Annotated in this window: 29 protein-coding genes, 2 tRNA genes and 1 pseudogene; 7 read left to right on the top strand and 25 right to left on the bottom strand. The window is 68.1% G+C overall.

The window, feature by feature from the left end:
- The first annotated feature begins 11 nt into the window (after window positions 1-11).
- On the top strand, window positions 12-1,061 hold the full coding sequence (locus AVW11_RS06190) for a rod shape-determining protein (protein WP_076043457.1): 1,050 nt from the start codon (window positions 12-14) through the stop codon (window positions 1,059-1,061).
- Between the two features lie 39 nt (window positions 1,062-1,100).
- On the opposite strand, the gene AVW11_RS06195 is transcribed toward AVW11_RS06190, so the two are convergent.
- The gene (locus AVW11_RS06195) at window positions 1,101-2,249 is read right to left on the bottom strand and encodes a sensor histidine kinase (protein WP_076043497.1); all 1,149 of its coding nucleotides are present in this window, start codon (window positions 2,247-2,249) and stop codon (window positions 1,101-1,103) included.
- 317 nt (window positions 2,250-2,566) lie between these two features.
- The gene (locus AVW11_RS06200; RefSeq protein WP_030840757.1) at window positions 2,567-5,188 is read right to left on the bottom strand and encodes a valine--tRNA ligase; all 2,622 of its coding nucleotides are present in this window, start codon (window positions 5,186-5,188) and stop codon (window positions 2,567-2,569) included.
- 127 nt (window positions 5,189-5,315) lie between these two features.
- Between AVW11_RS06200 and AVW11_RS06205 the strand changes: the two genes are divergently transcribed.
- On the top strand, window positions 5,316-6,248 hold the full coding sequence (locus AVW11_RS06205; RefSeq protein WP_076043458.1) for a hypothetical protein: 933 nt from the start codon (window positions 5,316-5,318) through the stop codon (window positions 6,246-6,248).
- Window positions 6,249-6,316: 68 nt separating this feature from the next.
- On the opposite strand, the gene clpX is transcribed toward AVW11_RS06205, so the two are convergent.
- The 5 genes from clpX to AVW11_RS06230 form a co-directional block, all read right to left on the bottom strand.
- Window positions 6,317-7,603, bottom strand: a complete 1,287-nt coding sequence (clpX, locus tag AVW11_RS06210; protein ID WP_030840753.1) for an ATP-dependent Clp protease ATP-binding subunit ClpX — start codon at window positions 7,601-7,603, stop codon at window positions 6,317-6,319.
- Between the two features lie 153 nt (window positions 7,604-7,756).
- Entirely contained in the window at window positions 7,757-8,425 is a 669-nt protein-coding gene (locus AVW11_RS06215; protein WP_030649987.1) for an ATP-dependent Clp protease proteolytic subunit, read from the bottom strand.
- A gap of 55 nt (window positions 8,426-8,480) precedes the next feature.
- Window positions 8,481-9,098: an ATP-dependent Clp protease proteolytic subunit gene (locus AVW11_RS06220; protein WP_030760907.1), complete on the bottom strand. Its 618-nt coding sequence runs from the start codon at window positions 9,096-9,098 to the stop codon at window positions 8,481-8,483.
- A 297-nt stretch (window positions 9,099-9,395) separates the two neighbouring features.
- Entirely contained in the window at window positions 9,396-10,790 is a 1,395-nt protein-coding gene (tig, locus tag AVW11_RS06225; protein WP_030840747.1) for a trigger factor, read from the bottom strand.
- A gap of 152 nt (window positions 10,791-10,942) precedes the next feature.
- Window positions 10,943-11,019, bottom strand: a tRNA-Pro gene (locus AVW11_RS06230).
- A gap of 168 nt (window positions 11,020-11,187) precedes the next feature.
- Between AVW11_RS06230 and AVW11_RS06235 the strand changes: the two genes are divergently transcribed.
- Window positions 11,188-11,258: transfer RNA gene (locus AVW11_RS06235), tRNA-Gly, on the top strand.
- 75 nt (window positions 11,259-11,333) lie between these two features.
- Here AVW11_RS06235 and AVW11_RS06240 read toward each other — a convergent pair.
- From AVW11_RS06240 to AVW11_RS06285, 11 genes are all read right to left on the bottom strand, one after another.
- Window positions 11,334-12,473 (bottom strand): tyrosine-type recombinase/integrase, encoded by a 1,140-nt coding sequence (locus AVW11_RS06240; protein ID WP_076043459.1) that lies wholly within the window; start codon window positions 12,471-12,473, stop codon window positions 11,334-11,336.
- Window positions 12,473-12,676 carry an excisionase family DNA-binding protein gene (locus AVW11_RS06245; RefSeq protein WP_030819205.1) on the bottom strand — a complete coding sequence of 68 codons (204 nt, stop codon included), beginning with the start codon at window positions 12,674-12,676 and terminating at the stop codon, window positions 12,473-12,475. The genes AVW11_RS06240 and AVW11_RS06245 overlap by 1 nt, the downstream gene beginning before the upstream one ends.
- Window positions 12,669-13,994 carry a replication initiator protein RepSA gene (gene repSA / locus AVW11_RS06250; RefSeq protein WP_076043498.1) on the bottom strand — a complete coding sequence of 442 codons (1,326 nt, stop codon included), beginning with the start codon at window positions 13,992-13,994 and terminating at the stop codon, window positions 12,669-12,671. The genes AVW11_RS06245 and repSA overlap by 8 nt, the downstream gene beginning before the upstream one ends.
- Window positions 13,995-14,041: 47 nt before the next feature.
- Window positions 14,042-14,227 (bottom strand): hypothetical protein, encoded by a 186-nt coding sequence (locus AVW11_RS06255; RefSeq protein ID WP_076043460.1) that lies wholly within the window; start codon window positions 14,225-14,227, stop codon window positions 14,042-14,044.
- Window positions 14,228-14,317: 90 nt separating this feature from the next.
- Window positions 14,318-14,653, bottom strand: a complete 336-nt coding sequence (locus tag AVW11_RS06260) for a SpdD-like protein (RefSeq protein ID WP_076043461.1) — start codon at window positions 14,651-14,653, stop codon at window positions 14,318-14,320.
- A 22-nt stretch (window positions 14,654-14,675) separates the two neighbouring features.
- Window positions 14,676-14,834, bottom strand: a complete 159-nt coding sequence (locus tag AVW11_RS36385; RefSeq protein ID WP_107048169.1) for a hypothetical protein — start codon at window positions 14,832-14,834, stop codon at window positions 14,676-14,678.
- Window positions 14,835-14,853: 19 nt separating this feature from the next.
- Entirely contained in the window at window positions 14,854-15,045 is a 192-nt protein-coding gene (locus AVW11_RS06265; protein ID WP_030650006.1) for a mobile element transfer protein, read from the bottom strand.
- A 9-nt stretch (window positions 15,046-15,054) separates the two neighbouring features.
- On the bottom strand, window positions 15,055-15,702 hold the full coding sequence (locus AVW11_RS06270; RefSeq protein ID WP_076043462.1) for a DUF2637 domain-containing protein: 648 nt from the start codon (window positions 15,700-15,702) through the stop codon (window positions 15,055-15,057).
- Window positions 15,703-15,780: 78 nt separating this feature from the next.
- Window positions 15,781-17,139 (bottom strand): FtsK/SpoIIIE domain-containing protein, encoded by a 1,359-nt coding sequence (locus AVW11_RS06275; RefSeq protein WP_076043463.1) that lies wholly within the window; start codon window positions 17,137-17,139, stop codon window positions 15,781-15,783.
- A 2-nt stretch (window positions 17,140-17,141) separates the two neighbouring features.
- On the bottom strand, window positions 17,142-17,480 hold the full coding sequence (locus AVW11_RS06280; RefSeq protein WP_030650012.1) for an SCO3933 family regulatory protein: 339 nt from the start codon (window positions 17,478-17,480) through the stop codon (window positions 17,142-17,144).
- 139 nt (window positions 17,481-17,619) lie between these two features.
- The gene (locus AVW11_RS06285) at window positions 17,620-18,402 is read right to left on the bottom strand and encodes a GntR family transcriptional regulator (protein WP_076043464.1); all 783 of its coding nucleotides are present in this window, start codon (window positions 18,400-18,402) and stop codon (window positions 17,620-17,622) included.
- A gap of 18 nt (window positions 18,403-18,420) precedes the next feature.
- On the opposite strand from AVW11_RS06285, the gene AVW11_RS06290 reads away from it, so the two are divergent.
- Together AVW11_RS06290 and AVW11_RS06295 are read left to right on the top strand one after the other, a co-directional pair.
- Window positions 18,421-18,885 (top strand): NUDIX hydrolase, encoded by a 465-nt coding sequence (locus AVW11_RS06290; RefSeq protein WP_076043465.1) that lies wholly within the window; start codon window positions 18,421-18,423, stop codon window positions 18,883-18,885.
- Window positions 18,882-19,091: a hypothetical protein gene (locus AVW11_RS06295; RefSeq protein WP_076043466.1), complete on the top strand. Its 210-nt coding sequence runs from the start codon at window positions 18,882-18,884 to the stop codon at window positions 19,089-19,091. The genes AVW11_RS06290 and AVW11_RS06295 overlap by 4 nt, the downstream gene beginning before the upstream one ends.
- 372 nt (window positions 19,092-19,463) lie before the next feature.
- Here the strand turns inward: AVW11_RS06295 and AVW11_RS06300 are convergent, their stop codons facing one another.
- The 7 genes and pseudogenes from AVW11_RS06300 to AVW11_RS06330 all read right to left on the bottom strand — a co-directional run bounded on the left by AVW11_RS06300 (window position 19,464) and on the right by AVW11_RS06330 (window position 23,811).
- Complete coding sequence (locus tag AVW11_RS06300) at window positions 19,464-20,201, bottom strand: HNH endonuclease signature motif containing protein (RefSeq protein ID WP_143568813.1); 738 nt, start codon at window positions 20,199-20,201, stop codon at window positions 19,464-19,466.
- A gap of 26 nt (window positions 20,202-20,227) precedes the next feature.
- Window positions 20,228-21,499 (bottom strand): AAA family ATPase, encoded by a 1,272-nt coding sequence (locus tag AVW11_RS06305; protein WP_076043468.1) that lies wholly within the window; start codon window positions 21,497-21,499, stop codon window positions 20,228-20,230.
- A 547-nt stretch (window positions 21,500-22,046) separates the two neighbouring features.
- Window positions 22,047-22,334, bottom strand: coding sequence for a hypothetical protein (locus AVW11_RS06310; RefSeq protein ID WP_076043469.1), 288 nt, complete (start codon window positions 22,332-22,334; stop codon window positions 22,047-22,049).
- A complete protein-coding gene (locus AVW11_RS39190; RefSeq protein WP_420856367.1) occupies window positions 22,331-22,765 on the bottom strand; it encodes a UTRA domain-containing protein in 435 nt (144 codons plus the stop codon). The genes AVW11_RS06310 and AVW11_RS39190 overlap by 4 nt, the downstream gene beginning before the upstream one ends.
- Window positions 22,766-22,970: 205 nt before the next feature.
- Window positions 22,971-23,063: pseudogene (locus AVW11_RS39195) on the bottom strand (GntR family transcriptional regulator); the annotation flags it as partial.
- A complete protein-coding gene (locus AVW11_RS06320) occupies window positions 23,057-23,221 on the bottom strand; it encodes a hypothetical protein (protein WP_318658163.1) in 165 nt (54 codons plus the stop codon). The gene AVW11_RS06320 and the pseudogene AVW11_RS39195, both read right to left, overlap by 7 nt.
- Window positions 23,222-23,532: 311 nt before the next feature.
- Window positions 23,533-23,811 carry a hypothetical protein gene (locus tag AVW11_RS06330; RefSeq protein ID WP_076043472.1) on the bottom strand — a complete coding sequence of 93 codons (279 nt, stop codon included), beginning with the start codon at window positions 23,809-23,811 and terminating at the stop codon, window positions 23,533-23,535.
- A gap of 76 nt (window positions 23,812-23,887) precedes the next feature.
- Between AVW11_RS06330 and AVW11_RS06335 the strand changes: the two genes are divergently transcribed.
- Together AVW11_RS06335 and AVW11_RS06340 are read left to right on the top strand one after the other, a co-directional pair.
- Window positions 23,888-24,643, top strand: a complete 756-nt coding sequence (locus AVW11_RS06335; protein WP_076043473.1) for a GntR family transcriptional regulator — start codon at window positions 23,888-23,890, stop codon at window positions 24,641-24,643.
- A 29-nt stretch (window positions 24,644-24,672) separates the two neighbouring features.
- Window positions 24,673-24,942: a hypothetical protein gene (locus AVW11_RS06340; protein WP_076043474.1), complete on the top strand. Its 270-nt coding sequence runs from the start codon at window positions 24,673-24,675 to the stop codon at window positions 24,940-24,942.
- The last annotated feature ends 6 nt before the right edge of the window (window positions 24,943-24,948 follow it).

The raw sequence follows: 24,948 nt of genomic DNA on the forward strand, positions 1-24,948 counted from the left end.
TTGGGGAACAAATGCCGCAGGCCAGCAGCAACAAGACAGCATCCAGCCGCGACATAGGCATCGACCTGGGAACCGCCAACACCCTCGTCTACGCGCGGGGGCACGGGATCGTCCTCAATGAGCCGTCCGTGGTCGCCGTCAAGGCGGGCACCACCACCGCTCTGGCCGTCGGGGCGGACGCCAAGGAGACCATCGGGCGCACCCCCGGGTCCATCACCGCGATCCGCCCCCTGAAGGACGGCGTGATCTGCGACTACGAGGCAGCCGAGGAGATGATCCGGCATTTCGTGCGCAAGGCGGTCCCCGGTCGGCGGACCCGCACCCGGATGGTGGTCTGCGTGCCCTCCGGCGTCACCCCGGTCGAACGGCGGGCCATCGTCAACGCCTCCACCCGGGCCGGCGCCAGGGCGGTCCACCTGATCGAGGAGCCGATGGCGGCGGCGATCGGCGCCGGCCTGCCGGTGGCGGAGGCGCGCGGCTCCATGGTCGTGGACATCGGCGGCGGCACCTGCGAGGTCGCCGTCATCTCCCTCGGCGGCATCGTCACCTCCCGCTCGGTGCGCGTGGGCGGCGACCGGCTCGACGCGGCGATCATGGACCATGTGCGCCGGGAGCACTCGCTGCTCATCGGCGAGCGCACCGCCGAGCAGGCCAAGCTGGCGATCGGCTCGGCCTGGCCGGTGCCGGACCGGCCCGAGCTGGAGACGGCGACCTTCACCGTGCGCGGCCGCGAGAAGGTCGGCGGGATGCCGAAGACGCACCGACTGGGAACGGCCGAGGTGCGCGCCGCCCTCGACGAGCCGGTCGAGGCGGTCATCGCGGCGGTCCGCGGCACGCTGGAGGAATGCCCGCCGGAGCTGTCCGGCGACGTGATGGAGCACGGCATCGTCCTCACCGGCGGTGGCGCCCTGCTGCCGGGGCTCGACCTGCGCATGGCCTCCGCGACCGGCATCCCGGTCTTCGTCGCCGACGACCCGCTGGACTGCGTGGCCCTGGGCTCCGGCCGCTGCGTGGAGGACCTGGACACCCTGGGCGGCCTGCCGGCCCCGGCCCGGGGCTGAGCCGTGTCCGCACCCTCCCGCCCGCCCCGGGCAGCGCCCTTAGCCTCGCGGCAGGGTGGCGACGACCTCGTAGGTGTCGTCCGTGCGGGTCGCCGTCAGGGTGCCGCCCAGACTGCGGACCCGCTCGGACATGCTCGCGGTGCCGGAGCCGGCCGAGACGGGGGCCCGGCCCGGGGTCCGGGCCGGCAGGGCGTTGCTGACGGCGATCCGCAGCCGGGGGCCGTCGGCCGCGATCGACACGTCGATGGTCTCCCCGTGCGCGTGCTTGGCGGCATTGGTCAGGCATTCCTGCACCACCCGGTAGACCGCCGCCTGCCGCAGCGGCGACAGCCCGTGCACGTCGTCGTCCATGGCCAGCCGGACGGGTGAACCGGCCCGTCCGCTCTCCTCCGCCAGCGCCGCCAGCCCCTCCACTCCCGGGGTCGAGGCCCGTTCGCCCCGCTGCACGATGATCTCGTTGAGCGCCAGATGGGCCCTGCGGGCGGTGTCGGCCAGCTCCTCGAAGTCCTTCGCGTGCGCGCTCCCGCGCGCCCGTACCGACAGCACCTCGGACCGCACCGTCAGCAGGGTCAGCTCCCGCCCGACGAAGTCGTGCACGTCGCGGGCGACGGAGACGCGTTCCTGCTGGACGGCCCGGAACACGGCGGACTCGGCCCGCCGGGCGGTCAGCTCCCGCACCAGGTCGTGCCGGTAGGCGGCGATGCCCACCGCCGAGGCGAGCGCGCCGATGGGCACGACGATGCCGAGGAAGGCGCTGAGCGTCTGCCCCCGGGGCTCGGGCCAGCCGGGCACCCAGAACATGACGAGCGCGAAGGCGATGTATCCGAGGGTCGCCAGGATGCCCGCCCGGCGTCCGCGGAAGCGGCCGACCGAGTACAGCGCGAACTGGATCAGGGTCAGCTCGTGGAGCCATCCGATGAAGAGCAGCGCCGCCAGGTACGAGATCCAGGGCGTTCGGCGGCGGACCAGCAGCGTCGCGCAGCCCAGGGCGAGCACGACGGCCGCGGCGAAGCCGCTGAGGGAGTTGTCGGCGGCGGCGAGACCGGGCAGGTCGAGGGCCATCAGCCCCAGACAGCCGAGCGCGGTGAGCACGTCGACGGCCCGCGGCGTACCGGCCCAGGTGTCGGCCAGTCGGCGGCCGGCGGCCACGCAGCGGTGGTACACCGGGGCGACGGGCTTGACGTGCATGTCCTCCATCATCCGTGGCCGGGGGCGCGGATGAGATCCCACCGACAGGAAAACGGCGTGATGTAGGGCACTTCGGACAGGCCGGAGGTCCGGGCACCGTGCGACCTTTCGCCCCTCCCCCGGGCCGGACCCGTTCCCGGCCTCGCAGGGACGACGACCGGAACGGCCGCCCCACCGGGGCACGACCCCTGGAGGACCCGCTCCTCGTCCCGGCGGCGACCGCCTGCTCCGGGGCCGGCCGTGAGCGGCGTACGGCGAGGGCCCCCGCACCGGCGTCCGGTGCGGGGGCCCTGGCCCGTCCTTCTGGCTGCCTGCTGTCAGGCGGCCGGCAGGGACGCCAGCTGGGCCTGGATCCGGGCGATGTCCGCCTCGGCCTTGGCCAGCCGTCCCTTGATCTTGTCCACGACGTTGTCGGGGGCCTTGGCCAGGAAGGCCTCGTTCCCGAGCTTCGCCTCGGCCTGCTGCTTCTCCTTCTCGGCGGCGCCGAGGTCCTTGGTGAGGCGCTTGCGCTCGGCGTCCACGTCGATGGTGCCCGACAGGTCGAGGGCGACCGTGGCACCGGCGACCGGCAGGGTCGCGGTGGCGCTGAAGGACTCGCCCTCGGGCTGCAGCCGCAGCACCTGGCGGATGGCGGCCTCGTGGGCGGCCAGCACGGTGCCAGCCAGGTCCAGGCGCGCCGGGACCTTCTGCTTGTCGTCGAGGCCCTGCTCCTTGCGGAAGCGGCGGACCTCCTTGGTGAGCGTCTGGATGCTGCCGATCTCGGCCTCGGCGGCGTCGTCGCGGAAGCCGCTGTCCTTCGGCCAGTCGGCGACGACCAGCGACTCGCGCCCGGTGAGGGTGGTCCACAGGGTCTCGGTGACGAACGGCACCACCGGGTGCAGCAGGCGCAGCATGACGTCGAGGACCTCGCCGAGGACCCGCGCGGAGACCTTGGCCTGCTCGCCGCCCGCGAAGAAGGTCGTCTTCGACAGCTCGACGTACCAGTCGAAGACCTCGTCCCACGCGAAGTGGTAGAGCGCCTCGCTGAGCTTCGAGAACTGGAAGTCCTCGTAGTACGCGTCGACCTGCGCGATCGTCTTGTTCAGGCGGGAGAGGATCCAGCGGTCGGTGGCCGACAGCTGCTCGGCCGGCGGCAGCTCGCCCTCGATCGTGGCGCCGTTCATCAGCGCGAAGCGCGTGGCGTTCCAGATCTTGTTGGCGAACTTGCTGGACGCCTGGACCCAGTCCTCGCCGATCGGGACGTCGGTGCCGGGGTTGGCGCCCTTGGCCAGGGTGAACCGGACGGCGTCGGAGCCGTACTTGTCCATCCAGTCCAGCGGGTCGACGACGTTGCCGAAGGACTTCGACATCTTCTTGCCGCGCTCGTCGCGGACGAGGCCGGTCAGGGCGATCGTCTTGAAGGGGACCTCGCCGTCCATGGCGTACAGGCCGAACATCATCATCCGGGCGACCCAGAAGAAGATGATGTCGTGGCCGGTGACCAGGACGTCGGTGGAGTAGAACTTCTCCAGGTCCGGGGTCTTCTCCGGCCAGCCGAGCGTGGAGAACGGCCACAGGCCGGAGGAGAACCAGGTGTCGAGGACGTCGGTGTCCTGCGTCCAGCCCTCGCCGGTCGGCGCCTCGTCGTCGGGGCCGAGGCAGACGACCTCGCCGGCCGGGCCGTACCAGACCGGGATGCGGTGGCCCCACCAGAGCTGGCGCGAGATGCACCAGTCGTTGAGGTTGTCGACCCAGTCGAAGTAGCGCTTCTCCATCTCCACCGGGTGGATGGCGACGCGGCCGTCGCGGACCGCGTCACCGGCGGCCTTGGCGAGGGTCTCGACCTTGACCCACCACTGCAGCGACAGGCGCGGCTCGACGGTGGTGCTGCAGCGCGAGCAGTGGCCGACGGAGTGCAGGTACGGGCGCTTCTCCGCGACGATGCGGCCCTGCTGGCGCAGCGCGCCGACGACCGCGGAGCGCGCCTCGTAGCGGTCCAGGCCGAGGAAGGGGCCGTGGACGGTGATGACACCGTGCTCGTCCATGATCGTCATGTTGGGCAGGCCGTGGCGCTGCCCGATGGCGAAGTCGTTCGGGTCGTGCGCCGGGGTCACCTTGACGCAGCCGGTGCCGAACTCCGGGTCGACGTGCGTGTCCGCGACGACCGGGATGGTGCGGTCGGTCAGCGGCAGCTTGATCTGCTTGCCGACGAGGTGCTTGTAGCGCTCGTCGTCCGGGTGGACGGCGACGGCGGTGTCACCGAGCATCGTCTCGGCGCGGGTGGTGGCGACGACGAGGGTGTCCTCGCCCTCCCCGTACTGGATGGAGACGAGCTCGCCCGCGTCCTCCTGGTACTCCACCTCGATGTCGGAGATGGCCGTCAGACAGCGGGGGCACCAGTTGATGATGCGCTCGGCGCGGTAGATCAGGCCGTCGTCGTAGAGCTTCTTGAAGATGGTCTGGACGGCCTTGGACAGGCCCTCGTCCATGGTGAAGCGCTCACGGGACCAGTCGACGCCGTCGCCGAGGCGGCGCATCTGGCCGAGGATCTTGCCGCCGTACTCTTCCTTCCACTGCCAGACGCGCTCGACGAACGCCTCGCGGCCCAGGTCGTGGCGGGACTTGCCCTCCTCGGCGAGCTGCTGCTCGACCTTGTTCTGGGTGGCGATGCCGGCGTGGTCCATGCCGGGCAGCCACAGCGACTCGTAGCCCTGCATCCGCTTGCGGCGGGTCAGGGCGTCCATGAGCGTGTGCTGGAAGGCGTGCCCCAGGTGCAGGGAGCCGGTGACGTTCGGCGGCGGGATGACGATCGTGTACGGGGGCTTCTCGCTCGCGGGATCGGCCGTGAAGTACCCACGCTCCACCCAGCGCTCGTAGAGCTTCCCCTCTACGTCGGCCGGCGTGTAGGCGGTCGGCAGTTCGGAGTCGGGGCTGCTGGGTGTCTGCGTGTTCTCGGTCACGGGGCTCAGTTTAGGGCCGTAACAGTCCAGTCATGAAACCGGTTAGGGAGGGGCCCGGCGCCCTGCACGGCTTCGGGTTCAGACAGGATGTGAGGAACGTATAAGCAACCTCAGAGGGGGACGCGGGATGAGCTACAACCAGCCGGGGCCGTACGGACAGCAGCCTCAGCAGCCGGGACCGTACGGGCAGCAGCCCCCGCCGCCGCCCGGCCCGTACGGCCAGCAGCCGGCCCAGCCGGGCCCGTACGGCCAGCCCGCACCCCCGCAGCCGGGCTACGGCTACCCGCAGCAGCCGGGCGTCCCCCCGCAGGGCTACCCCCAGCAGCCGCCGACGCCGGCCTACGGCTACCCGCAGCAGGCCCCGTACGGCGGCCAGCCCCCGAAGAAGTCCAAGGCGGGCCTGATCATCGGCGTGGTCGTGGCCGTAGCGGTGATCGCAGGCGGCGGCTGGTACCTCCTGGGCGCCGACGCGGGCGGGAAGATCTCCGCGGACACCAAGGGGTACAAGCTGGTCGCCCCCGAGTCGGTGGACGACTTCAAGAAGGACCCGAACTTCAAGGAGAAGTCCTTCACCGACAAGGACAAGAAGGAAGCCGAGGCCGCCGGCGTCAAGAACCCGACCCAGGTCGGCATGAACTACCAGGCAGGCGACCCGAAGAACCCCTTCACCCTCAAGGGGCTCAACTTCTCGGGCGTGTACGGCGAGATCGCCGACCCGGAGAAGGCCGTGGACGGCTACTTCGCCCAGGCGCAGCTGCAGGCGTCCAAGGACGGCAAGTCCGAGGTACAGCTCCTCGGCAGCCCGAAGACGATGTCCCCGGCGAACTTCAAGGGTGCCGTCATGAAGTGCCAGGACATCAAGTTCACTTCGAAGGACACCTCCGCCAAGGGCCCCAAGGAGGCCACCCTCCCGTTCTGCATCTGGGGCGACTACAGCACGCTGGCCATGGTGAGCGCCTCCGACGTGGCGTCGATCATGGCCGGCAAGCCCGGCTACACGCAGGAGCAGACCGCGGAACTCGCCGCGAAGCTCTACAACACCTCCCGCGTCAAGAAGTAGCGGGACGACGGGACATGCAGAAGGGGCGCCCCCGGCCGGGGGCGCCCCTTCTGCGTACTACCGTGCGGCTAGGCCGACTTCTCGTGCGGGCCCTGGTCCTTCGGGACGATGCGCGGGACCAGCGTCGGGTTGACGTTGGAGCGGACGACGTCCGCCGTGATGACCACGCGGGCCACGTCCTTGCGGGACGGGACCTCGTACATCACCGACATCAGGACCTCCTCCATGATGGCGCGCAGGCCGCGCGCGCCCGTCTGGCGGAGGATCGCCTGGTCCGCGATGGCCTCCAGCGCCTCGCGCTCGAAGTCCAGCTCGACGCCGTCGAGTTCGAACAGCCGCTGGTACTGCTTGACCAGCGCGTTGCGAGGCTCGATCAGGATCTGGAGCAGGGCCTCGCGGTCCAGGTTGTGCACCGAGGTGATGACGGGCAGACGGCCGATGAACTCGGGGATCATCCCGAACTTCACCAGGTCCTCCGGCATGACCTCCTGGAACTGGTCGCTGGCCTCGATCTCGCGCTTGGAGCGGATCGTCGCCCCGAAGCCGATGCCCTTGGCTCCCGCACGCGACTCGATGATCTTCTCCAGGCCGGCGAAGGCGCCGCCCACGATGAAGAGCACGTTCGTCGTGTCGATCTGGATGAACTCCTGGTGCGGGTGCTTGCGGCCGCCCTGCGGCGGCACCGACGCCGTCGTGCCCTCAAGGATCTTCAGCAGGGCCTGCTGCACGCCCTCGCCGCTCACGTCGCGCGTGATCGACGGGTTCTCGCTCTTGCGGGCGACCTTGTCGATCTCGTCGATGTAGATGATCCCGGTCTCGGCCTTCTTGACGTCGTAGTCGGCGGCCTGGATCAGCTTCAGCAGGATGTTCTCGACGTCCTCGCCGACGTACCCGGCCTCCGTCAGCGCCGTCGCGTCGGCGATGGCGAACGGGACGTTCAGCATGCGGGCCAGCGTCTGCGCGAGGAGCGTCTTGCCGGAGCCCGTCGGGCCGAGCAGCAGGATGTTGGACTTCGCGAGCTCGATCGCGTCCTCGCGGCCCTGCGCGCCGCCGTTCTCGCCGGCCTGGACCCGCTTGTAGTGGTTGTAGACCGCTACGGAGAGCGCCTTCTTCGCCGGCTCCTGGCCGACGACGTAGCTCTCCAGGAACTCGTAGATCTCACGGGGCTTGGGGAGTTCCTCCCACCGGACCTCGGAGGTCTCCGCGAGCTCCTCTTCGATGATCTCGTTGCAGAGGTCGATGCACTCGTCGCAGATGTACACACCGGGTCCTGCGATGAGCTTCTTCACCTGCTTCTGGCTCTTTCCGCAGAACGAGCACTTGAGCAGGTCGCCGCCGTCACCGATGCGTGCCACGAGGTGCTTCCCCTTCGCCTGGGAGACGCCTGGTTCAGCGCTCCTGGTGCCTCATATCCGACGGTACCTTGCCGGGGGCCCCGTGCGGGGCCCCCTTGACGTGGTTCACATCGCCGAATCCGGTGGTGTGCCCGCGCCAACTGGCGGCAAGGGTCAGAGCTTGTTGCTCTTGCGGGTGGAGATGATCTGGTCGATCAGGCCGTACGCGAGGGCGTCCTCGGCCGTGAGGATCTTGTCGCGCTCGATGTCGTCGCGGATCTTCTCGATCGGCGTCGTCGAGTGCTTGGCCAGCATGGTCTCCAGCTGGTCGCGCATGCGCAGGATCTCGTTGGCCGCGATCTCGAGGTCCGAGAGCTGCTCACGGCCGGTGCCGCCGGAGGGCTGGTGGATCAGCACGCGGGCGTTCGGCAGGGCCATGCGCTTGCCGGGGGTGCCGGCGGCGAGCAGGACCGCGGCGGCGGAGGCCGCCTGGCCCATGCAGACCGTCTGGATGTCCGGCTTGACGAACTGCATCGTGTCGTAGATCGCCGTCAGCGCGGTGAAGGAGCCGCCGGGGCTGTTGATGTAGATCGAGATGTCGCGGTCCGGGTCCATCGACTCCAGGCACAGCAGCTGCGCCATGACGTCGTTGGCCGAGGCGTCGTCGATCTGCACGCCGAGGAAGATCACGCGCTCCTCGAAGAGCTTCGCGTACGGGTCGTACTCGCGCACGCCCTGCGAGGTGCGCTCGACGAAGCGCGGGATGACGTAGCGGTTGTCCACCTGCGGGCCGGAGTAGAGGCCGCTCGCGGAGAAGTTGTTCTGCATCTGGGTGTTCACCATCCTGGTGGCGTTCTGCGGGCTGTCGGCTGCGGGGTACTGGCGGTGGGTGCCGGGATCAGGCCCCGGTGCCGCCGCCGCCCGGAACGTTGGACGCGGCCGAGATGATCTCGTCGATGAGGCCGTACTCCTTGGCCTCCTCGGAGGTGAACCAGCGGTCGCGGTCACCGTCGCGGATGATCGCCTCGACGGTCTGGCCCGAGTGGAACGCGGTGATCTCGGCCATCCGCTGCTTGGTACGCAGCAGGTACTGGGCCTGGATCTTGATGTCCGACGCGGTGCCGCCGATGCCGGCGGAGCCCTGGTGCATCAGGATGTCGGTGTTCGGCAGGGCGAAGCGCTTGCCCTTGGCGCCACCGGTGAGCAGGAACTGGCCCATCGAGGCCGCCATGCCCATGCCGATGGTCACGACGTCGTTGGGGATGTACTGCATGGTGTCGTAGACGGCCATGCCGGCCGTGACCGAGCCACCGGGGCTGTTGATGTAGAGGTAGATGTCCTTCTCCGGCTCGGCGGCCAGGAGGAGGAGCTGCGCGGTGATCTTGTTCGCGATCTCGTCGTCGACCTGCTGGCCGAGGAAGATGATGCGCTCGCCGAGCAGCCGGTTGTAGACATGGTCGCCGAGGCCGCCACCGATGGACGGCTCACCCGCGGCGTAAGGCTTCAGATTCGTCACGTATCCACCTGCTCGTCTCCGACGGCCATGTGCCGTCTCAGCGTCTCGTTCTGGGGCACGGTCCAGCCGGAGCGGACGGGTCCGCCGGCGCCCGGATACTCACGTGCCCTCGTATTCATGGACCCTAACGCGCAGGTCGGACAACGCCATCCCGCTTCCCGAACTGTTCGCTCGGAGCGCAAGCTCCGGGAGCCCCGCGGAGGCCTTGCCGCGGCCGGGCCGCAGCCGCGCAGAAGGGCCCGGACGCGGCTGCGTCCGGGCCCTTCGGGCACTGCTCGGCGGGCTTCGCCGGGGGTGTTACTTGGCCTCGTCGGCCTTGACCTCGTCGTCGCCGTCAACGGCGGCCTCGACGGTCTCGGCGGCCGTCTCGACCTCGTCCTCGTCGTCGGAGAGGTCCACGACGTCACCGTTGGTGTCGACGACCTTGGCGGCCTCGACGACGACCGCGAGGGCCTTGCCGCGGGCGACCTCGCCGACCAGCATCGGGACCTGGCCGCCCTCGACGACGGCCTGGGCGAACTGGTCGGGGGACATGCCGGAGGACTGCGCACGGCGCATGAGGTGCTCGGTGAGCTCCTCCTGGTTGACGCCCAGCTTCTCCTTGTTGACCAGGGCGTCCAGGACGAACTGGGTCTTGATGCCCTTGATCGCCTGGTCCTTGGTCTCGGCGTCGAACTCCTCGACCGTCTTGCCCTGGAACTCCAGGTACTTCGCCAGGTCGAGACCCATCTGGCCGAGCTGGTGGTGCTCCAGGTTGTGCTTGCGGGTGTTGACCTCGTCCTCGAGCAGCTTCTCGGGGATCGGCACCTCGACGAGCTCCAGCAGCTTCTCCAGGACGCGCTCCTGGGCCTGCGTGGCCTGGTCGTACTGCTTCATGTTCTCGAGGCGCTTGCGGCTGTCGGCCTTGAGGTCCTCGAGGGTGTCGAACTCGCTCGCCATCTGGGCGAACTCGTCGTCCAGCTCCGGGAGCTCCTTGGCGGAGACCTTGGTGACCTTGACGGTGACCTCGGCGTCCTTGCCCTCGGCGGAGCCGCCCTTCAGCTGCGAGGTGAAGGTGGCCTCGCCGCCGGCCTCCAGGCCGGTGACGGCCTCGTCGATGCCCTCGAGCAGCTCGCCCGAGCCGATCGTGTAGGAGACGTCGGAGGCGACGCCGTCGGGCAGCACCTCGCCGTCGACCTTGGCCTCGAGGTCGATGGTGACGACGTCGCCCTCGGCGGCGGCGCGCTCGACGTCCTTGGTGGACGCGAAGCGGCCCCGCAGCTGCTCGACGGACTTCTCGACGTCCTCGTCGGAGACCTCGATGGCGTCGACCTCGACCTCGATGCCGGAGTAGTCCGGGATCTCGATCTCGGGACGCACGTCGACCTCGGCGGTGAAGGCCAGCAGCTCGCCGTCCTTCAGCTCGGTGATGTCGACCTCGGGCTGGCCCAGCGGGTTCAGGTCGGCCTCGTTGACGGCCTCGGTGTAGAACTTCGGGAGGGCGTCGTTGACGGCCTCCTCCAGCACCGCACCGCGGCCGAAGCGCTGGTCGATGACGCGGGCCGGGATCTTGCCCTTGCGGAAGCCCTTCACCGTGACCTGCTGGTTGATCTTCTTGTACGCCGCGTCGAGGCTGTCCTTGAGCTCCTCGAAGGGCACCTCAACAGTGAGCCGAACCCGCGTCGGGTTCAGGGTCTCAACGGCGCTCTTCACGGTTCGGTCTCCTTGTGGCTGACTGCTGGGATATCTGCCGTCTCGCTGCGATTCAGCGGTTCAGCGGACTTCGGCCCGGTACATCAGACACACGGGCACGCAGCTTGCATAGTAGCCGCAAGCGGCAATCAGCCCACAACGCGATCTTGCGGTGGTCGGGGTGGCCGGATTCGAACCGACGACCTTCCGCTCCCAAAGCGGACGCGCTACCAAGCTGCGCCACACCCCGTCGGTGCGACACGTAGGGTACATGCCCGGAGACCCTCTGATGCGCGGTGTTTCCAGAGCCCTTTCGGACAGGCCGCGGAGCGGGCACGGAATGTGGTGTGCGATCCGCCGGAACGACCCGCTAGGATGCTGTCCGTGCCAGGGTCCCCGGACCTGCGGCGCACGCAATGCGGGCGTAGCTCAATGGTAGAGCCCTAGTCTTCCAAACTAGCTACGCGGGTTCGATTCCCGTCGCCCGCTCTCCATGGCTCAGGGCCAGGTCAGAGGATGTTTCCTCGACCTGGCCCTGATGCGTTCCCGGGGCTGTGACGGGGGCTACGTGTCCCCCGCGTGCCCCCTGGCCTCGCTCGTGCCCCGCCGGCCCTTCTGCACAAGCCCGCTCAGCGCGTCGGCGATCAGCCGGTCCCGGTCGGCGCTGGCGTGCTGATAGATCAGCGCGGCGCGGGCGGTGCTGTGGCCCATCCTCGCCATCAGCTCCCGGGTGCTGGCGCCGGTGGAGGCGGCAAGGGTGTTCCCCGTGTGCCGGAGATCATGGAAGTGCAGCCCCTTGATCCCCGTCTTCCGGCACGCCTTGTGCCACAGCAGATTGAAGTGGTTCCGGCGCGGAGTCGCTCCCTTGGCGCCGACGAAGACACGCCCATCGGCCCCCGGTTCGGCGTAGGTGTCCAGGTGATCGCGGATCTCCGGAACGATCACGTCAGGAATGGAGACGGTCCGCTTCCCTGCCGCACTCTTGGGCGCCTTGATCTCCCGCTGGCCGTTGTCCAGCTCCGCGACGGACCGGCGGACGCGAACAGTTCTGTGCTCCAGGTCGACGTCGCGGCAGTGCAGCCCGATCAGCTCACCCCAGCGGAGTCCGAGGAACCCGGCCATCAGGATCAGCGCGCGGTACCGGGCCTGCACTGCCGCGGCCAAGGCGTAGACCTCCTCGACGGTGGCGGTCGGCCGCTCCGGGGTGTGCACGGTGCTGGCGCCCTTGATCTGGCACGGGTTCCGTTTGATCAACTGATCGGACAGGGCCGTACCCAGGATGGCCCGCAGCAGGGCGTAGGCCTTGGCCACGGTGGTGGGACCGGTGCCGGCGGCGAGCTTGTCGGCACGCCAGCGCCGAACGAGCGGTGCCGAGATCTCCCCCACGTTGACGGCACCGAACGCCGGCTCCAGGTGGTGCTTGAGGAGCGATCCGTAGAGCTGCCGCGTGGTGCTGGTCAGCTCCCGCTCCTTGATCCAGGCGGCGGCGTACGGACCGAAGGCGACCTTGCCGGCGTCCGGGTCGTACCAGTCGCCGCGACGCATCTCGGTCTGCTTGTCGGCGAGCCAGTCGTCCGCGTCCCGCTTGGTCCGAAAGGTCTCCGGGGCCGGTCGGAGCTGCCCGTCCGGTCCGACGTACCGCGCCTGATAGCGGCCGGAGGGAAGCTTCCGCACCCGCCCGAACTGACGACGCTTTCCAGCCATCAGGCAGCCACCCCCAGACGGCGCCGACGCGGCTCGACGGTGTGGGCGGCGATGTACGCGCGCACGGCGCTCTCGGGGATCCGCACGTGCCTTCCGACCTTCACGTAGGTGATGCGCCGCTCCTCGACGAGCCGCCGCGGGAACCGGACGGTGGTGCCGAGCAGTTCGGCGACCTGGACGACGCTGAGGTAGCGCTCATTCATGCTGCTCTCCTTGCAGGGCTTCGCGGGCGGTCTGGCGGTTGAGCTGAATGCCGCGGGCGATGGTGGCGGCGAGGACGGACTCCCCCGGGCTGTGTCCGTGGCCGGCGTACTGCCAGGAGGCGAGGACGAGCACGGTGTCCGGCTCGACGTCGCCGAGGCCGCGGGCTTCCCGCTCCTGCGCCGCGCGGTAGTCGGCGCGGGTCTGGCGGAGTGCGCCGAGTGTGGTCGAGTACTGACGGGATTTGGTCGAGAAGTGCCCGCGGAAGCCGAGCATGTGGGACCAGGCTGCGAGGCGGCGTTCCGGGTAGAGCGGGTCCAGGTCGAGGCATGCCGCGATGAGCCGGGCGGCGTGGTCGGGCACGTCCAGGAGCAGAAGTGCTTCCCGGTTGCCGATGCGGCGGTCGAGGGTGCCGGTGTTCTCCGCGGCCTTGGTCGCGTACTTGGCGACGTACGAGGCCACAGCCTGTTCGGTGATGTCGGAGCCGTCCCCGAATGCCTTGATGGGCCGTACGTCGAGCTGCGAGCCCCAGCGGAAGGTACGGGCGGGCTGGTCGGCAGCGGCCGGGACCGTGACCGAGGTGTACGCGTGGGCGACGGCGGCGCGGACGGAACGGTCGAGTAATCCGGTGGTGGCCCAGGCCGGCGGCGGAGTGTCCGGGCCGTCGGGTCCGTCGATGCGGATCACGGCGTGGAAGTGGACGGCGCCGCGCTTCTGGAACTCGGCGACCTTGCCGTAGGAGACCCGGGCGACCTCCTTGAGCTCGCGTTGGGTCAGTCCGGCGGAGGCGGCGATCTCTCGGCGAAGGCGGGTGGTGAAGCGCTGCCAGAGCTGTCCGGCGTGGTTGTTGAAGAGGACGGCGGCGGCGTAATCGTAGGCGGCCGGGTCGAGGGCGGTGCCGAGCTCGGGCGCGTCCTCCTGGTGGTACCTGCCGCAGCGGCACGGGCGGCCGGTGGAGCGGTTGTGGACCGGGCCGAACGACGGCGCTGTGAGGGTGGCGAAGACTCGGGGGTGCTCGCGGACCGCGGCGGGGATGTTCCGGCGGTCGTCCCCGGCGAGGCCGGCCCGGATCAGGTGGTAGGTGTCCCCGGAGTAGGTCCAGGCGCAGGCAGGGCAGCGGGAGGCGCGACGGTTGCCGCAGGCGATCCGGAGCCGGGCGCCGGGCTCGTTCTCGGTGGAGTACCGGTGCAGGACCTCCCCCGAGGCCTTGTCCTTGGCAACGCTCCAGCCGGTGATGTGGATCGGGTCGGAGCAGCCGCCGGTGCGGCGGATCTGGTCCTCCCAGCGGGCGTAACCGGGAGCCCCGGCCACCTTCAGCATGTCGCCGAGGAGGCCGGGATCCAGGTCCGCGAGGGTCTCGGAGTCGTTCACGTGGTCACCCGCCCGTCAGTGCAGGCGGGGCGGCGCAGGCCGATGCCGTGGCAGGCCGGGCAGTGGGCGGTGATGGTGCGCAGGGCGCCGGTGCGGTCCCGGCCGCCGAGGGAGACCCTCACGGCGGGGAAGCCGGCGCAGTTCGGGCAGACCTGCGCCGAGGTGGGGTGGTGCTGGGACATGATGGTGCTTCCTTCCGGATCTTCTGGTTCGGGCAGGAGCACGGCGCCGGGACGGCGGAGACTTGGCGGTTGAGGCCGTCCCGGGGCCGGTCAGCCGTGGTGCTGGCCGTTGAGCAGCGAGCGCATCACGACGGCGCAGACGGCGACCGAGGCGCCGATGATGGCGACAGCCAGGAGCATCGAGACGAGGACCGCGCCGACGACGAGCACCAGGCCCGCACCACCGGCAACGGCGGCGACGAGGCTGGCCGGAGTGAGGCGCACCGCGGGCAGCGCGCGGGAGGCCGACTCGCCGGGCACAGGAGTCTGAGAGCAGCCGCAGACTGGGGCCGGGCCGCGGTGGGGCTCGACAGCGGTGGTCGGCTGGATGAGCGGCGTGACGAGGCCGGTCGGGAGCGGGTTGACCGGGATCTTGGGCCGGATCATGAGGTTCTCCTTCCAGGGCGGGTTACTTGTTGATCGCGGTGTCGATGGCCGGGGCGAGGAAGCTGTCCGCGAGGAGGAAGCCGCCGAGGAGGATCACGGCGACGAGCCAGAGAGGCGGGCGGATGAGCTTGTAGCCGAGAACGCCGACGACGATGAGGGCGAGCCAGAGCGGGACATCCACGAGAGGGCTCCTTCTGGGGTCAGCTGACGCGGCAGCGGTGAGAGCGGGCGGCAAGCTGGGCGGCGGTCGACGAGCTGTAGTCGGAGGACCAGCCGCATCCGTCGTTGACGCAGACGGCGGCGTCCTTCGTGCGTCCGTGCCGGTCGCGGTAGGTGCCGATCTGGACGGGGCCGATCTTCATGAGCGAGCGGAAGTTGATCCGTACGGGCATGAGAGCTCCTCAGACGAGCTGGGCAGCGATGGCTTCTGCCATCGGCGACGGGACGCCGAGCCGGGCGCGCAGGGTCTCGGTGTCGATGGCCGAGCCGGTGCGGGCGCGGTGGTCGGCGGCGATCTTCTGGGCGTGCGCGACGAGCGCGGGCGGAGCGGAGACCGCAGCCGCGGGCTCCGGGGCCGGCAGAGCGGGGGCCGAGGCGACCTGTACGCCGGGTTCTGTCGCCCTCTCGACCGCGGGCGGTAGCTCCGGGCCAGGCACCGTCTCCGGCTCGCTGGACGGCGTAGGCCGATGGACCAGGAGCGTGCCGCCCAGGAACGCGAGGGCGGGCCATCCGGCGACGAGGATCCGGAGCCAGTCCGGGACGTCGCCCAGGTCGAGGAGGCCGGCGGTGGCGACGTTCGCGCCGAGTGAGGCCGCGAGGGCGACGACGAACCAGGACCAGGCCGAGCCCGCGGGCTCCCCCGCGTCGCGCAGGCTGCGGAGGCGGTGCCAGGCGGCGACGAGGAGCAGGTCCACGCTGACCGGGTAGGCCCAGGCCTTCCAGCCGTGCTGTCCGGCGGCTTCGGCGAGGTCGTGCAGGTGGGCGAAGGAGAGGGCTCCGGCGATGACGGCCTGGACGAGGACGGCGTCCGGACGGACCAGGCGGGGCATGGGGTTCACCTCCTTTCAGGCATGGGTGGGGTAAGGACTTGGCGCGTGAGGCCGCGCCGACCGGGTGGGGCCAAGTGCTTAGAAGGCAGTTGCCGTAGTGGTCTTCGGCTGGACCTTGCCGATGAGGACGCGTACCGGGACGGCGGGCCGGAAGGGCTCCAGCTCCGGGATGCTCGGGGTGCGGTGCGCGTGGGCGTTGCAGGTGTCCACGGCCTGGCGGAGCGTGGTGTGCGGTGCCCGGATCCGGGACCAGCCACCGGAGGAGTCGCCAGCTACGGCCGTGCCGGGGCGGTTCTTGTCGATCTGTACCGCGGCGAGGACGGCGTCCGGGGAGGTGTCCCCGAAGGCCATGTTCGCCGAGGTCTCGTCGTTGACGCGGTGGGCGGTGCGGCCGGTGAGCTGGGCGCGGAGCATGGTGATGCCCTTGCCGAGCTCGGAGCCGAAGCGCTGCCCGCAGATCTCCAGGTAGATGCCGGCGGCGCGGCCGAGCTGGGAGAGCCGCACGAGATGGGTGACGATCTGATCCCGCCGAGCCTCCTCGGCCTTGTTCGCGGCGAGTGCGAGCTCCGCGACTTCATCGACCAGGAGCACGACCGGAACAGGTCGCAGGTGCGCGGGGAGGTCCCAGATGTCCGCAGTGATCTCCGCGTCCGGCAGGGCAACGCTGATCCGCTGCTCGGTACGAATGAGTTCGTAGACGCGGCCCATGTAGGCGACGAGAGCCGCCAACAGGTCAGCCGCGGCACCCGGGTTGTCTGCCAGGGCGGTGAACCGCGCTGCCAGCGGCGCGAGCTCCACGCCGTTCTTGCAGTCGATCCCGACGAGGGCGACGTTCTGCGGTGCCAGCCCCGCAACAAGTGTCCGCTGATAGACGGACTTCCCCGACTGGGTCGCGCCGACGTTCAGAGCGTGCGGGACCTGCCGGTAGTCCCGGTAGTGGACCTCCCCGTCCTCCCGGAGAGCCACCGGCACCCGGAGCCCCTCACCGGGAACGACCGTTGGCATGCGCACCCGCCTGAGCACGTCGTACCCCGTCATCCTCAGCTCGACCACACCGGAGCGGACCTCTCGTGAGACGACGTTGTGGAGCGAGAAAGAGTGGCGCAGCCGGTCGGACGACGCGGAGAAGTCGAAGGCGTCCTGACCGGGCCGGAGTTTCAGCCTCAGCACCAGGCCGGTCACGGTGGGACGAAGCCAAAGGATGCGGGGCGACCGGGCTTCAGGAACAGGCCGGTTGGCGACCCGGGCGAGGGCCAGCCGCCAGCGGGACGGCGGAACGGTGAGCCCGCAGGCGTCCATCACCGAGCGGTAGCGGATCAGGACGCGGACCGCCGCGAAGGTGACCCCGAAGGTCAGCCAGTACCAGGTAGGCCGCATCCAGCGCAGCAGGAGCGCGGCGACGAGGACCACCAGCAGCGGGACCCAGCAGGCGTCCATGCTCAGCCCGCCTTGACCAGCGAGGTCACCGCCACGGCGCGGAAGCTGATCCCGTGGCGCTTCTGGCCGTTGAACTCGTTCTCCCACGGCCGGGCGACCAGGCCGGTCAGTGCGACCGGCGTACCCATGGCCAGCTCACCCGAGATGCCGGGCTCGGCCACCGTCACCGGGATGACCTCGGCGTTGCCGTTCATCACGAACAACACGTCCACGGTCATGAGGTTGTCTCCGGTGTCGCCATCCAGGGCGATCTGGCCGGTCTTCTTGTCCCGCATCTTCAGCTGCGGGGGCTGGGCGACCATCACGGTCGCGCCGGAGGTGTCGACGGGAATCTGACGCACAGCAGATCACTCCTCTAAAGGGGTCGAACTCCTTCACTCCTCTACAGGAGTGACATGAAGAAGAGTGCATCACTCCTATACATGAGTCAACCCGCCGCGAGCAGAAACTCGGGGCGGGCTGTGAGGAGTTGAGCGAGCGTCAGTCGCGCGCGGGGATCCGGTACTCAAAGACGAACTGGTCAGCAGCCATGAGGGTGTCGCAGACCTCGACGACGCGCCCCTCCTCCGTGACAGCGTTCCGCAGCAGATGCACGACCGGTGAGCCGGGGCTCAGCGACAGTTCGGTGGCTTCAGCCTTGGCCGCCGGCCGGGCCTGGAGCGTCTCCACGAACTCGGCGAAGACGTGCCCGTGGTCCTCCAGCCGGGCATAGATGCCGCCGGGCCCGGGGTTGTCGGCGAACAGCTCGGGGATGTCCTTCGCGACGTCCCACGGCAGGTACGAGGTAGCCGTCTCGACCGGCGTCCCGTCCCGGAAGTACAGCCGCCGCCGGGCGAGCACCTGAGTCCCCACAGCTACCCCGAGCCGCTCAGCGATCTCTTCCGGCGCTTCCATGGGCCCGCGGAAGAGCATGCTCACCGAGGCCTCAGCCCCGGACTGGGCCGACTCGGCGAGGTACGCCGCCTTGCCCTCCTGCCGGTGGGTACGCCGGAAGCGATCGGAGGACCGATGCCGGACGGGCGGCCGGGCCTTCACGAACGAGCCCTTGCCGTGCCGTGTCTCGACCAGCCCACTCGCGCGGACCTCGACCATGGCCTTGCGGATCGTCCCGCCGGCGACGCCATAGCGCTCAACCAACTCGGACTCGCTCGGCACCATGTCGCCGGCCTTCAACGCGCCGGCGCGGATCTGCTGCACGATGTCGTCGGCGATCTGCACGTAGCGCGGCACAGCCCCTCGGCCACCTCCTACTGCGGTTCCCATAGTCCTTCTCTTCCTCCTATGCTCCTGTACATGAGTACGGGTTCCCCGCAGGCCAAGTCAACGCCACTGCACTCCGTGTCCGTAGCCGGGGCAGTGCTCCGCGAGGACGGCCGACTCCTGGCGATCCGCCGAGCGGACAACGGAACTTGGGAGCTCCCGGGCGGAGTCCTCGAACTCACCGAATCCCCGGAGGCCGGCGTCCGCCGCGAGGTCCTGGAGGAGACCGGCATCGAGGTCGAGGTGAATGACCTCACCGGGGTCTACAAGAACACGACCCGCGGCATCGTCGCCCTGGTCTTCCGCTGCGAGCCGACCGGCGGCACAGAGCGCACCTCGGAAGAGTCGACCGCGGTTGCCTGGCTCACCCCCGACGAAGTCGCAGCCCAGATGTCCGAGGTCTACGCAATCCGACTCCTGGATGCCTTGGACGAAGCAGGCCCCCACGTCCGTAGCCACGACGGCCGCCACCTCCTCACGGCGTGACACGCGACGAAGTCGTGGAGCTCGTCCAACGCCTCATGGACGGCAGCATCACCGACGAGGCCGAAGCAGACGCAGCCCTGGAGTCCCTCAAAGTCGGACTCAGGTGTCCGTACATCACCGACTACATCTTCTGGGACTTCACCCCCGACCTGAGCGCCGAGAAGGTCGTAAACCGAGCCCTGGCATACCAGCCGTTCGCGCTCTGAGCCGGGCAGCGCGGTAAGAGTTTCCCTACTTCATCAAGGCACCCGCCGCGCACGGCGCGGCGCGCGCGGCCCGTCGCCCGGGCCTGCGCTCCTGTCTCCGCCCCGCTCCAGCCCGACCGCCAGCCGCACGCCTACGGCTCGGGTAGGTGGTGGGGAAACCCGCTGTGGCCGGGGCGGTCGCCTCCACGGCTTTACCCACCTCCCCGGTTCGGGTCCCGCGTCGAGCAAGACCAGGGGGCCACTCGATCACATTGCGGTCAGGCCCAAAGACCTGACCGAGTTGCCAACTAGCGTACGGCCCCCTGATCATGCTCGACCCCAAACCGGGCAGGACACCGGCCAAAGCCGCTCCGCCAACCTAGTTCTACATGTTCAGGATTCCAGTGCGTTGAGCGCCTGCCGACACGCAAGTGAGCAGAATTTGCGCCACAAAGCGGGGTGATCTCTCTTAATGGAAACGAACGATTCGATCCGGCTGCCCTCCCTGAAGGCGAACCAGGAAGCCAGCCCAAACTCGTCATACTTAACTACCTTGACGAGTGTGCGCCTAACAGCGTCCGTGTCTCCCTCCAAGACCGCGCTCTCGGCAACGTCAAGATACCTCTCCGCGGCCCGCCTACGCCCTTCCACAGTCGCCTCGTCGTTGACTGGAGACACTACGTCCAGCGTGTACTCACCGCGAGCGTCAAAGTTACCGTTGAAGTATCTCGGAGCCATCACGCCAGAGTCGACATCCAATACGAGATGGTCCCAGGGGTCCACTGCCGTTGGGTCAACAAGGAGGGGCTTTCCATCGAGACCATACTCAAACTTCGATCCCTTGCAGCGGTTACATTCAGGGCAGATCAGGATGAAGTTTTTCCACTTGAAGGTAACGCGGAGATCGAGCTTCACCGGCTTGAAGTGATCGATATCTGAGGACCGCGAATCGCAGCAATAGACACAGCGCTTCCTGCTACCAAGCATCTTTTCCAGGGTTGAGACGAGTGACTTCGCCCCCACGGTATCCCGATACCGCTTCCATTCCGCACGGGCCTCGTCATACGTCCCGACCTTTGCGGCCCGCTTATGGAGTTCAACTCTTCTTCGAAGAGCGATGACCTCTCGCACAATCCTACGCACCCCCCACCCACCCCTCAGACAAAGAGCTCGAGTTGTTCCAACTCCTTCTGCTCTTCCGGGAATAGCGCTTGCCCAGACATCTCCTTCGACTTAAGCCGAGCCCTCCTCTTGCGTGCGTCGACCGCCATAGGAGATCTCGTATTCCGCATCCCAAATGCAGGCGTCAATAGGATTTCGTCAGGCTTGCCAGCAATCACCTTTTCGTAATCTTCCCTGGTCAGCATGAACGGCTCACCATGACCAGGCTGCGGCACGTGATAGATCCTGCCATGATCTGCCGCCTGACAAACCAAGGGACTGTGCGTGGTGACGATGAACTGCACGAGGGGGAAATGCCTCTTAAGCCAGAACCCGATCTCCCGCTGCCACGCTGGGTGCAGATGCGAGTCCACCTCGTCGATAATGACAACTCCTGGACGATCCACGAAATACGTACCATCTTCTCTCTGCCGAATAAGATCAACAGAGCCGTAAACGTCAACCATATGACGAAAGATATCGATTAGCATTGCGAGAGCCGATCGATACCCTTCACTCATATCCGACAACGGCATGCGCCGTCCTGCGGCATCATTAATCCAGATTCCATCACTGTCGATGCCCGAGATGCTAACTCCCTCTCGGAGGAAGTCATCTCCGATGAGCTGAAGGAGACGGTCCAGGGTTTCAGTCTCAGTTTCCTTCGATTCGAGCTTCTTGTAGTTAAGCTGCTTCACCCACTGCTCACACTCCCCGAGCGTGGCATCTTCCTTGAACAGCGTGGCGAATTTAGGGATCCTCCCCGGGATCACCATGAGGCGCTGCGCTTCCGGGCTACTGCCATACAGTCTGCGAAATGGACCGTATCCGAGAGTGAACCAGCCCGCAGTACCTGGCGCCCACGGGCCATTAACCGCACTCTTCTTCTTATTCCGAAAGATATCGGCAGGCTCCATTAGCCATGCATTATTACTCTTCACAAACTCCACTTCAGCCCAAAATGTACTTTGGACTGGAAATCCACCCTTGGCACTCTTGTCGTATTCATGGTTTGGTTTCACCTCAACCGAGATGGACCCGGATTCCTCCCCTTCGGTAACCCAGCCGCGAAATTCCGGAACCAGGGCCCTTGAGTCACCAGGACCCAAAAGCGCCAAAGTGATTGATTTGAGGAATGCAGTCTTCCCGGATCCGTTGTCCCCAGTGATTACACACCAGCCGGGGTAGCTTTCCCCATCTGGGCAAAGTTCCAGATCGGCTTCCGTAAAACTTTTTACGTTCTTGAGAACTACCCTCTTAATGTACACCGATCACCTATTCTGCGTAGGAAAGCTTCACCGCCACCATGCCTGCCTAGGCTCTATCTTCCCTCCTCTGATGTCACTCGGTCCATAGTTGAACGACTCATCGGGTGGCCAAGTCTTCGATACTCACTACCAGCTGAGCCGCTGCTGGTCCCGGTTCAGCTGGGGGGCTGATCCGGGGTGCGGGTTGCCTCGCGAGGCGTAGATCGGCACGAAGCCGATAGAGGCAAGGAAATCCGCTCCCCAAACAGTGGACGAGGTGGCGGTCCCGAAGGCGTGATCGGCGGCTCCCAGGAGCTGACGAACAGTCGGATCTGACCGGCGGGAAGAGAGGCCCATGCCAGCGCGGGCCGCAGATCTCGTCGCCGCAGGACGCGAAGACGGACGCTGTTAGGAGGTCTAGGTGCGTGATCTCGTAGACGCTTCTAGACGTTGTGGGCTCCGCAGCCGTGGGCTCCTGAGCGGCCCGACTAGGTCTGGGCCGCTCAGTTGAATAGCGCGAGCTCCTGCTAGCTGGGCCGAGTCAGCGGTTCATCGTAGGCGGACCGGGCTACGCGCGGGGCAGGCGGTGGCCGCGGCTGGTTGCTACGCGGAGCGCGTCCTGCAGGGCGCCAGTCAGATCTGTTGCCAGGAGGCGGAGTTCTTCCAGATTCGAGTCTGCATCGGCGAGTACTTCCGCAGCGTGGGCCAGCAGCTCGGACCCCAAACCGAGTTGAATCTCTTCGGTGTTGTCGGCGAGGCGCGACAGGTAGCCGGCGGGGGTGTCGGCACTCAGGTAGCAGGGCTTGTCGTCGGGGCCAGACCACGGGAGAAGGCGCAGTTCGTTGCTCTCGGTCATGCCTTCGAGCTCCTCTCCTCGGCGACGCGGGTGGTGAAGAGGGCGTCTGCTCGGTCTCCAGGGAGAACGAAGAGGGCTGCCTCGACCACGCGGCCGGTGGCGTCGGTCGCCACGCGGATGAGTGAGAGGACCGCCAAGGAAGAGCTGATTCGGAGGATCGCTGCTTCCTCCTGGGTCGGGAGGCGAGCGCTAACGCGCTCTCGGACTTCGGACAGTGGCGGGCGGCGGTCTGCCAGGGCTGCGGTTATCTGCTCGGGCAGGGGTGGAGCGGCCGGCGCGAGGTCGTGAGGTACGTAGGTGTAAGCCAGGCTGTGGGGCGCCTTCCCCTCGTGGGTGGTGAAGAGGATTTCGGTCAGGGGCGTCCGGGGCGGCACACCCAGCAAGGTGGTCAGGTGGCTGGGCGCCTCGATGTTCGTGGTGCGGGCCGTCATTCGTAAGGGTGCGGAGAACGGAGTCCAGGGCACCAGTGCAGCCGTCCCACCGGTGTACGTGATCCGGCGGACGGGGCGGCTGACAAAGTTGCCGTTGCCGTGGATCTTCTCGACCAGGCCTTCGCCTTGGAGGAGCGCGAGGGCGTTTCGAAGGGGTTGATGTGCTGACCGTGTAGTGGGTGGCGAGTTCAGCCTCCGAGGGGAGGCGTTCGCCAGCTTTGAGATTGCCCGACGAGATCTGGTGACGGAGGTCGTCGGCGATGGTGTGGCGGCGAGAGGGCACAGGGGTCGTCACCACTTCCTCATCAGCCGGAGAGCGATGAGGCGGCTGCGCGCGTGCATCGTCAGCACCTCGCCCGACTCGAAGAACACCCGCTTGGCGCCGGCAGGGAGCTGGACGAGGTCGGTGACGCGGCACGGCTGGCCGCCGATCTGGATGACGTCACCGCGTTGCACGCTGATTGAGGTGATCTCGATGTGGCCTGCGAGCGCGCCTCTGGGCGCCCAGCCGCTCAAGGGTTCACCTGCCGCGGGGTCGGCGCAGCGTCCGGGGCGTGGCAGGAACAGTCGCAGGCCTCGTAGATCACAGGGACGCCGACGGGTGCGGTGGAGGGGGACGACTGGGCGCACTCCGAGTGCGTGCCAATCGCGCATGAGCTCGACCGGTAGGCGGCGCTCGTGGGCGGCGCAGGTGGGGGTGCCGGGAGGTGTCGCCCACTGGTGCGGGCGGTGGTGGGGCCCATACGGTTGTGCACGCTGATCAGCTCCTATCGCTGACGGCCAGGTCCCCGGACATCGCCCGTCGCGGGGACCGCTTCGTTTACGGCGGCCCAGAGGGTGCGGCCGGTCAAGCTGCTGGCGAAGAGGCCGAATCGGTCGGCCTCTGCCACGACTTCCAGGACCTCCTGCCACGATTCGGCGGGCAGCGCTTCCGGTACCTCCACTTCGATCGATGTGTACGTGCTGTGCGGCTCCACGCGCGTGGCCAGCCCGAGGGCCGACAGGCGGGCGGCGAGGTCCTCGGCCCTTGATTCCGATGCGGGCACAGGGCCTCCGTCGCCGTTTGAACACGTTGAGTGAAGCTAGTTAACTAGATTAGAGCTAGTGGACTAGATTTTCCACATGCCTGAGCAGCCGCCTTATCTCCGCATCGCCGACGTCCTGCGGCAGCGGATCGCGGAGCACGTGTGGACCGCCGGGGATCGGCTTCCTTCACGTGCTCAGATCGCCGAGGAGTGTGGTGTGGGCGAGAACGTCGTGCGCAGGGCGCAGGAGTTGCTGATCTCCCAGGGAGTGCTGGAGGGCCGCGCGGGGTCGGGCACGTACGTCGCCGAGCCTCGTCGGCGTGTGCGGGTCGTACGGTCCTCCGCTCGCGAGCAGCCAGGTGGTTCCCCGTTCCGGGCGGACATGCAGGCCCTCGGGAAGCAGGGCAACTGGGAAAGCCGGACCGAAGCGAAGGTGCCGGCACCGGGTGAGATCGCTGCCCGGCTTGGGATTGCGGAGGGTGAGCTGTGTGTCCGGACCGTTTACGAGTTCCTCGCTGATGGTCGGCCCGTGCAGTTGTCGACGAGTTGGGAGCCGTACGGGCTCACGGCCGGGACGCTTGTCGTCCTGCCGGAAGGTGGACCGCACGCCGGCGTGGGGGTAGTGAACCGGATGGCTGCGATCGGGATCACCGTCAGCCATGCCGTGGAGCAGCCGGAGCCGCGGCAGGCGACGACCGAGGAGGCATCGCTCCTCGGAATCCAGAAGGCCGCTCTGGTCACCCACATCCGACGGACGTACTACAGCGACCAGGGACAGCCCGTGGAGACGGCCGACATCGTCATCCCCGCCGCGTTGTGCGAGATCGTCTACGAGATCCCTGTAGACCGTTAGAGCGACTGGCGGAAAGGGAGAGGAACGCTGTGGATGCGGAGCGAACGGCCCGCATAGCCGAACTGGCTGCGACGGCAGGGCGCGTGTGGGCGGAGAACCACGACGGCGCGGCTCTCCAGGCGTTCTTGAAGGAGATCGGCTGCGACGGTGTCGATGCGGTCATGGTGACCAGACAGGTGGTCGGATGCAGCCTCGGCGAGGCTCAGGAGATGTTCCTCACCGCGCCCTGCCGGGCTGCGGAGCTTGCATCCCACAATGCGTTCATGGAGGGGCTTGAGCGGGCTCAGGGCGACCTCTGACCCGCC

Source organism: Streptomyces amritsarensis, assembly GCF_001953875.1.
Lineage (GTDB): Bacteria > Actinomycetota > Actinomycetes > Streptomycetales > Streptomycetaceae > Streptomyces > Streptomyces amritsarensis.

Excerpts from the sequence above, each read along its gene's own strand:
- AVW11_RS06335 (WP_076043473.1), top strand. The coding sequence starts at position 23,888 with ATGCCTGAGCAGCCGCCTTATCTCCGCATCGCCGACGTCCTGCGGCAG.
- AVW11_RS06310 (WP_076043469.1), bottom strand. The coding sequence starts at position 22,334 with ATGACCGAGAGCAACGAACTGCGCCTTCTCCCGTGGTCTGGCCCCGAC.
- AVW11_RS06290 (WP_076043465.1), top strand. The coding sequence starts at position 18,421 with ATGCTCCTGTACATGAGTACGGGTTCCCCGCAGGCCAAGTCAACGCCA.
- AVW11_RS39190 (WP_420856367.1), bottom strand. The coding sequence starts at position 22,765 with ATGACGGCCCGCACCACGAACATCGAGGCGCCCAGCCACCTGACCACC.
- AVW11_RS06195 (WP_076043497.1), bottom strand. The coding sequence starts at position 2,249 with ATGCACGTCAAGCCCGTCGCCCCGGTGTACCACCGCTGCGTGGCCGCC.
- AVW11_RS06190 (WP_076043457.1), top strand. The coding sequence starts at position 12 with ATGCCGCAGGCCAGCAGCAACAAGACAGCATCCAGCCGCGACATAGGC.
- AVW11_RS06240 (WP_076043459.1), bottom strand. The coding sequence starts at position 12,473 with ATGGCTGGAAAGCGTCGTCAGTTCGGGCGGGTGCGGAAGCTTCCCTCC.
- AVW11_RS06205 (WP_076043458.1), top strand. The coding sequence starts at position 5,316 with ATGAGCTACAACCAGCCGGGGCCGTACGGACAGCAGCCTCAGCAGCCG.
- AVW11_RS06255 (WP_076043460.1), bottom strand. The coding sequence starts at position 14,227 with ATGTCCCAGCACCACCCCACCTCGGCGCAGGTCTGCCCGAACTGCGCC.
- AVW11_RS06270 (WP_076043462.1), bottom strand. The coding sequence starts at position 15,702 with ATGCCCCGCCTGGTCCGTCCGGACGCCGTCCTCGTCCAGGCCGTCATC.
- AVW11_RS06275 (WP_076043463.1), bottom strand. The coding sequence starts at position 17,139 with ATGGACGCCTGCTGGGTCCCGCTGCTGGTGGTCCTCGTCGCCGCGCTC.
- repSA (WP_076043498.1), bottom strand. The coding sequence starts at position 13,994 with ATGCTGAAGGTGGCCGGGGCTCCCGGTTACGCCCGCTGGGAGGACCAG.
- AVW11_RS06260 (WP_076043461.1), bottom strand. The coding sequence starts at position 14,653 with ATGATCCGGCCCAAGATCCCGGTCAACCCGCTCCCGACCGGCCTCGTC.
- AVW11_RS06285 (WP_076043464.1), bottom strand. The coding sequence starts at position 18,402 with ATGGGAACCGCAGTAGGAGGTGGCCGAGGGGCTGTGCCGCGCTACGTG.
- AVW11_RS06265 (WP_030650006.1), bottom strand. The coding sequence starts at position 15,045 with ATGCCCGTACGGATCAACTTCCGCTCGCTCATGAAGATCGGCCCCGTC.
- AVW11_RS06245 (WP_030819205.1), bottom strand. The coding sequence starts at position 12,676 with ATGAATGAGCGCTACCTCAGCGTCGTCCAGGTCGCCGAACTGCTCGGC.
- AVW11_RS06215 (WP_030649987.1), bottom strand. The coding sequence starts at position 8,425 with ATGGTGAACACCCAGATGCAGAACAACTTCTCCGCGAGCGGCCTCTAC.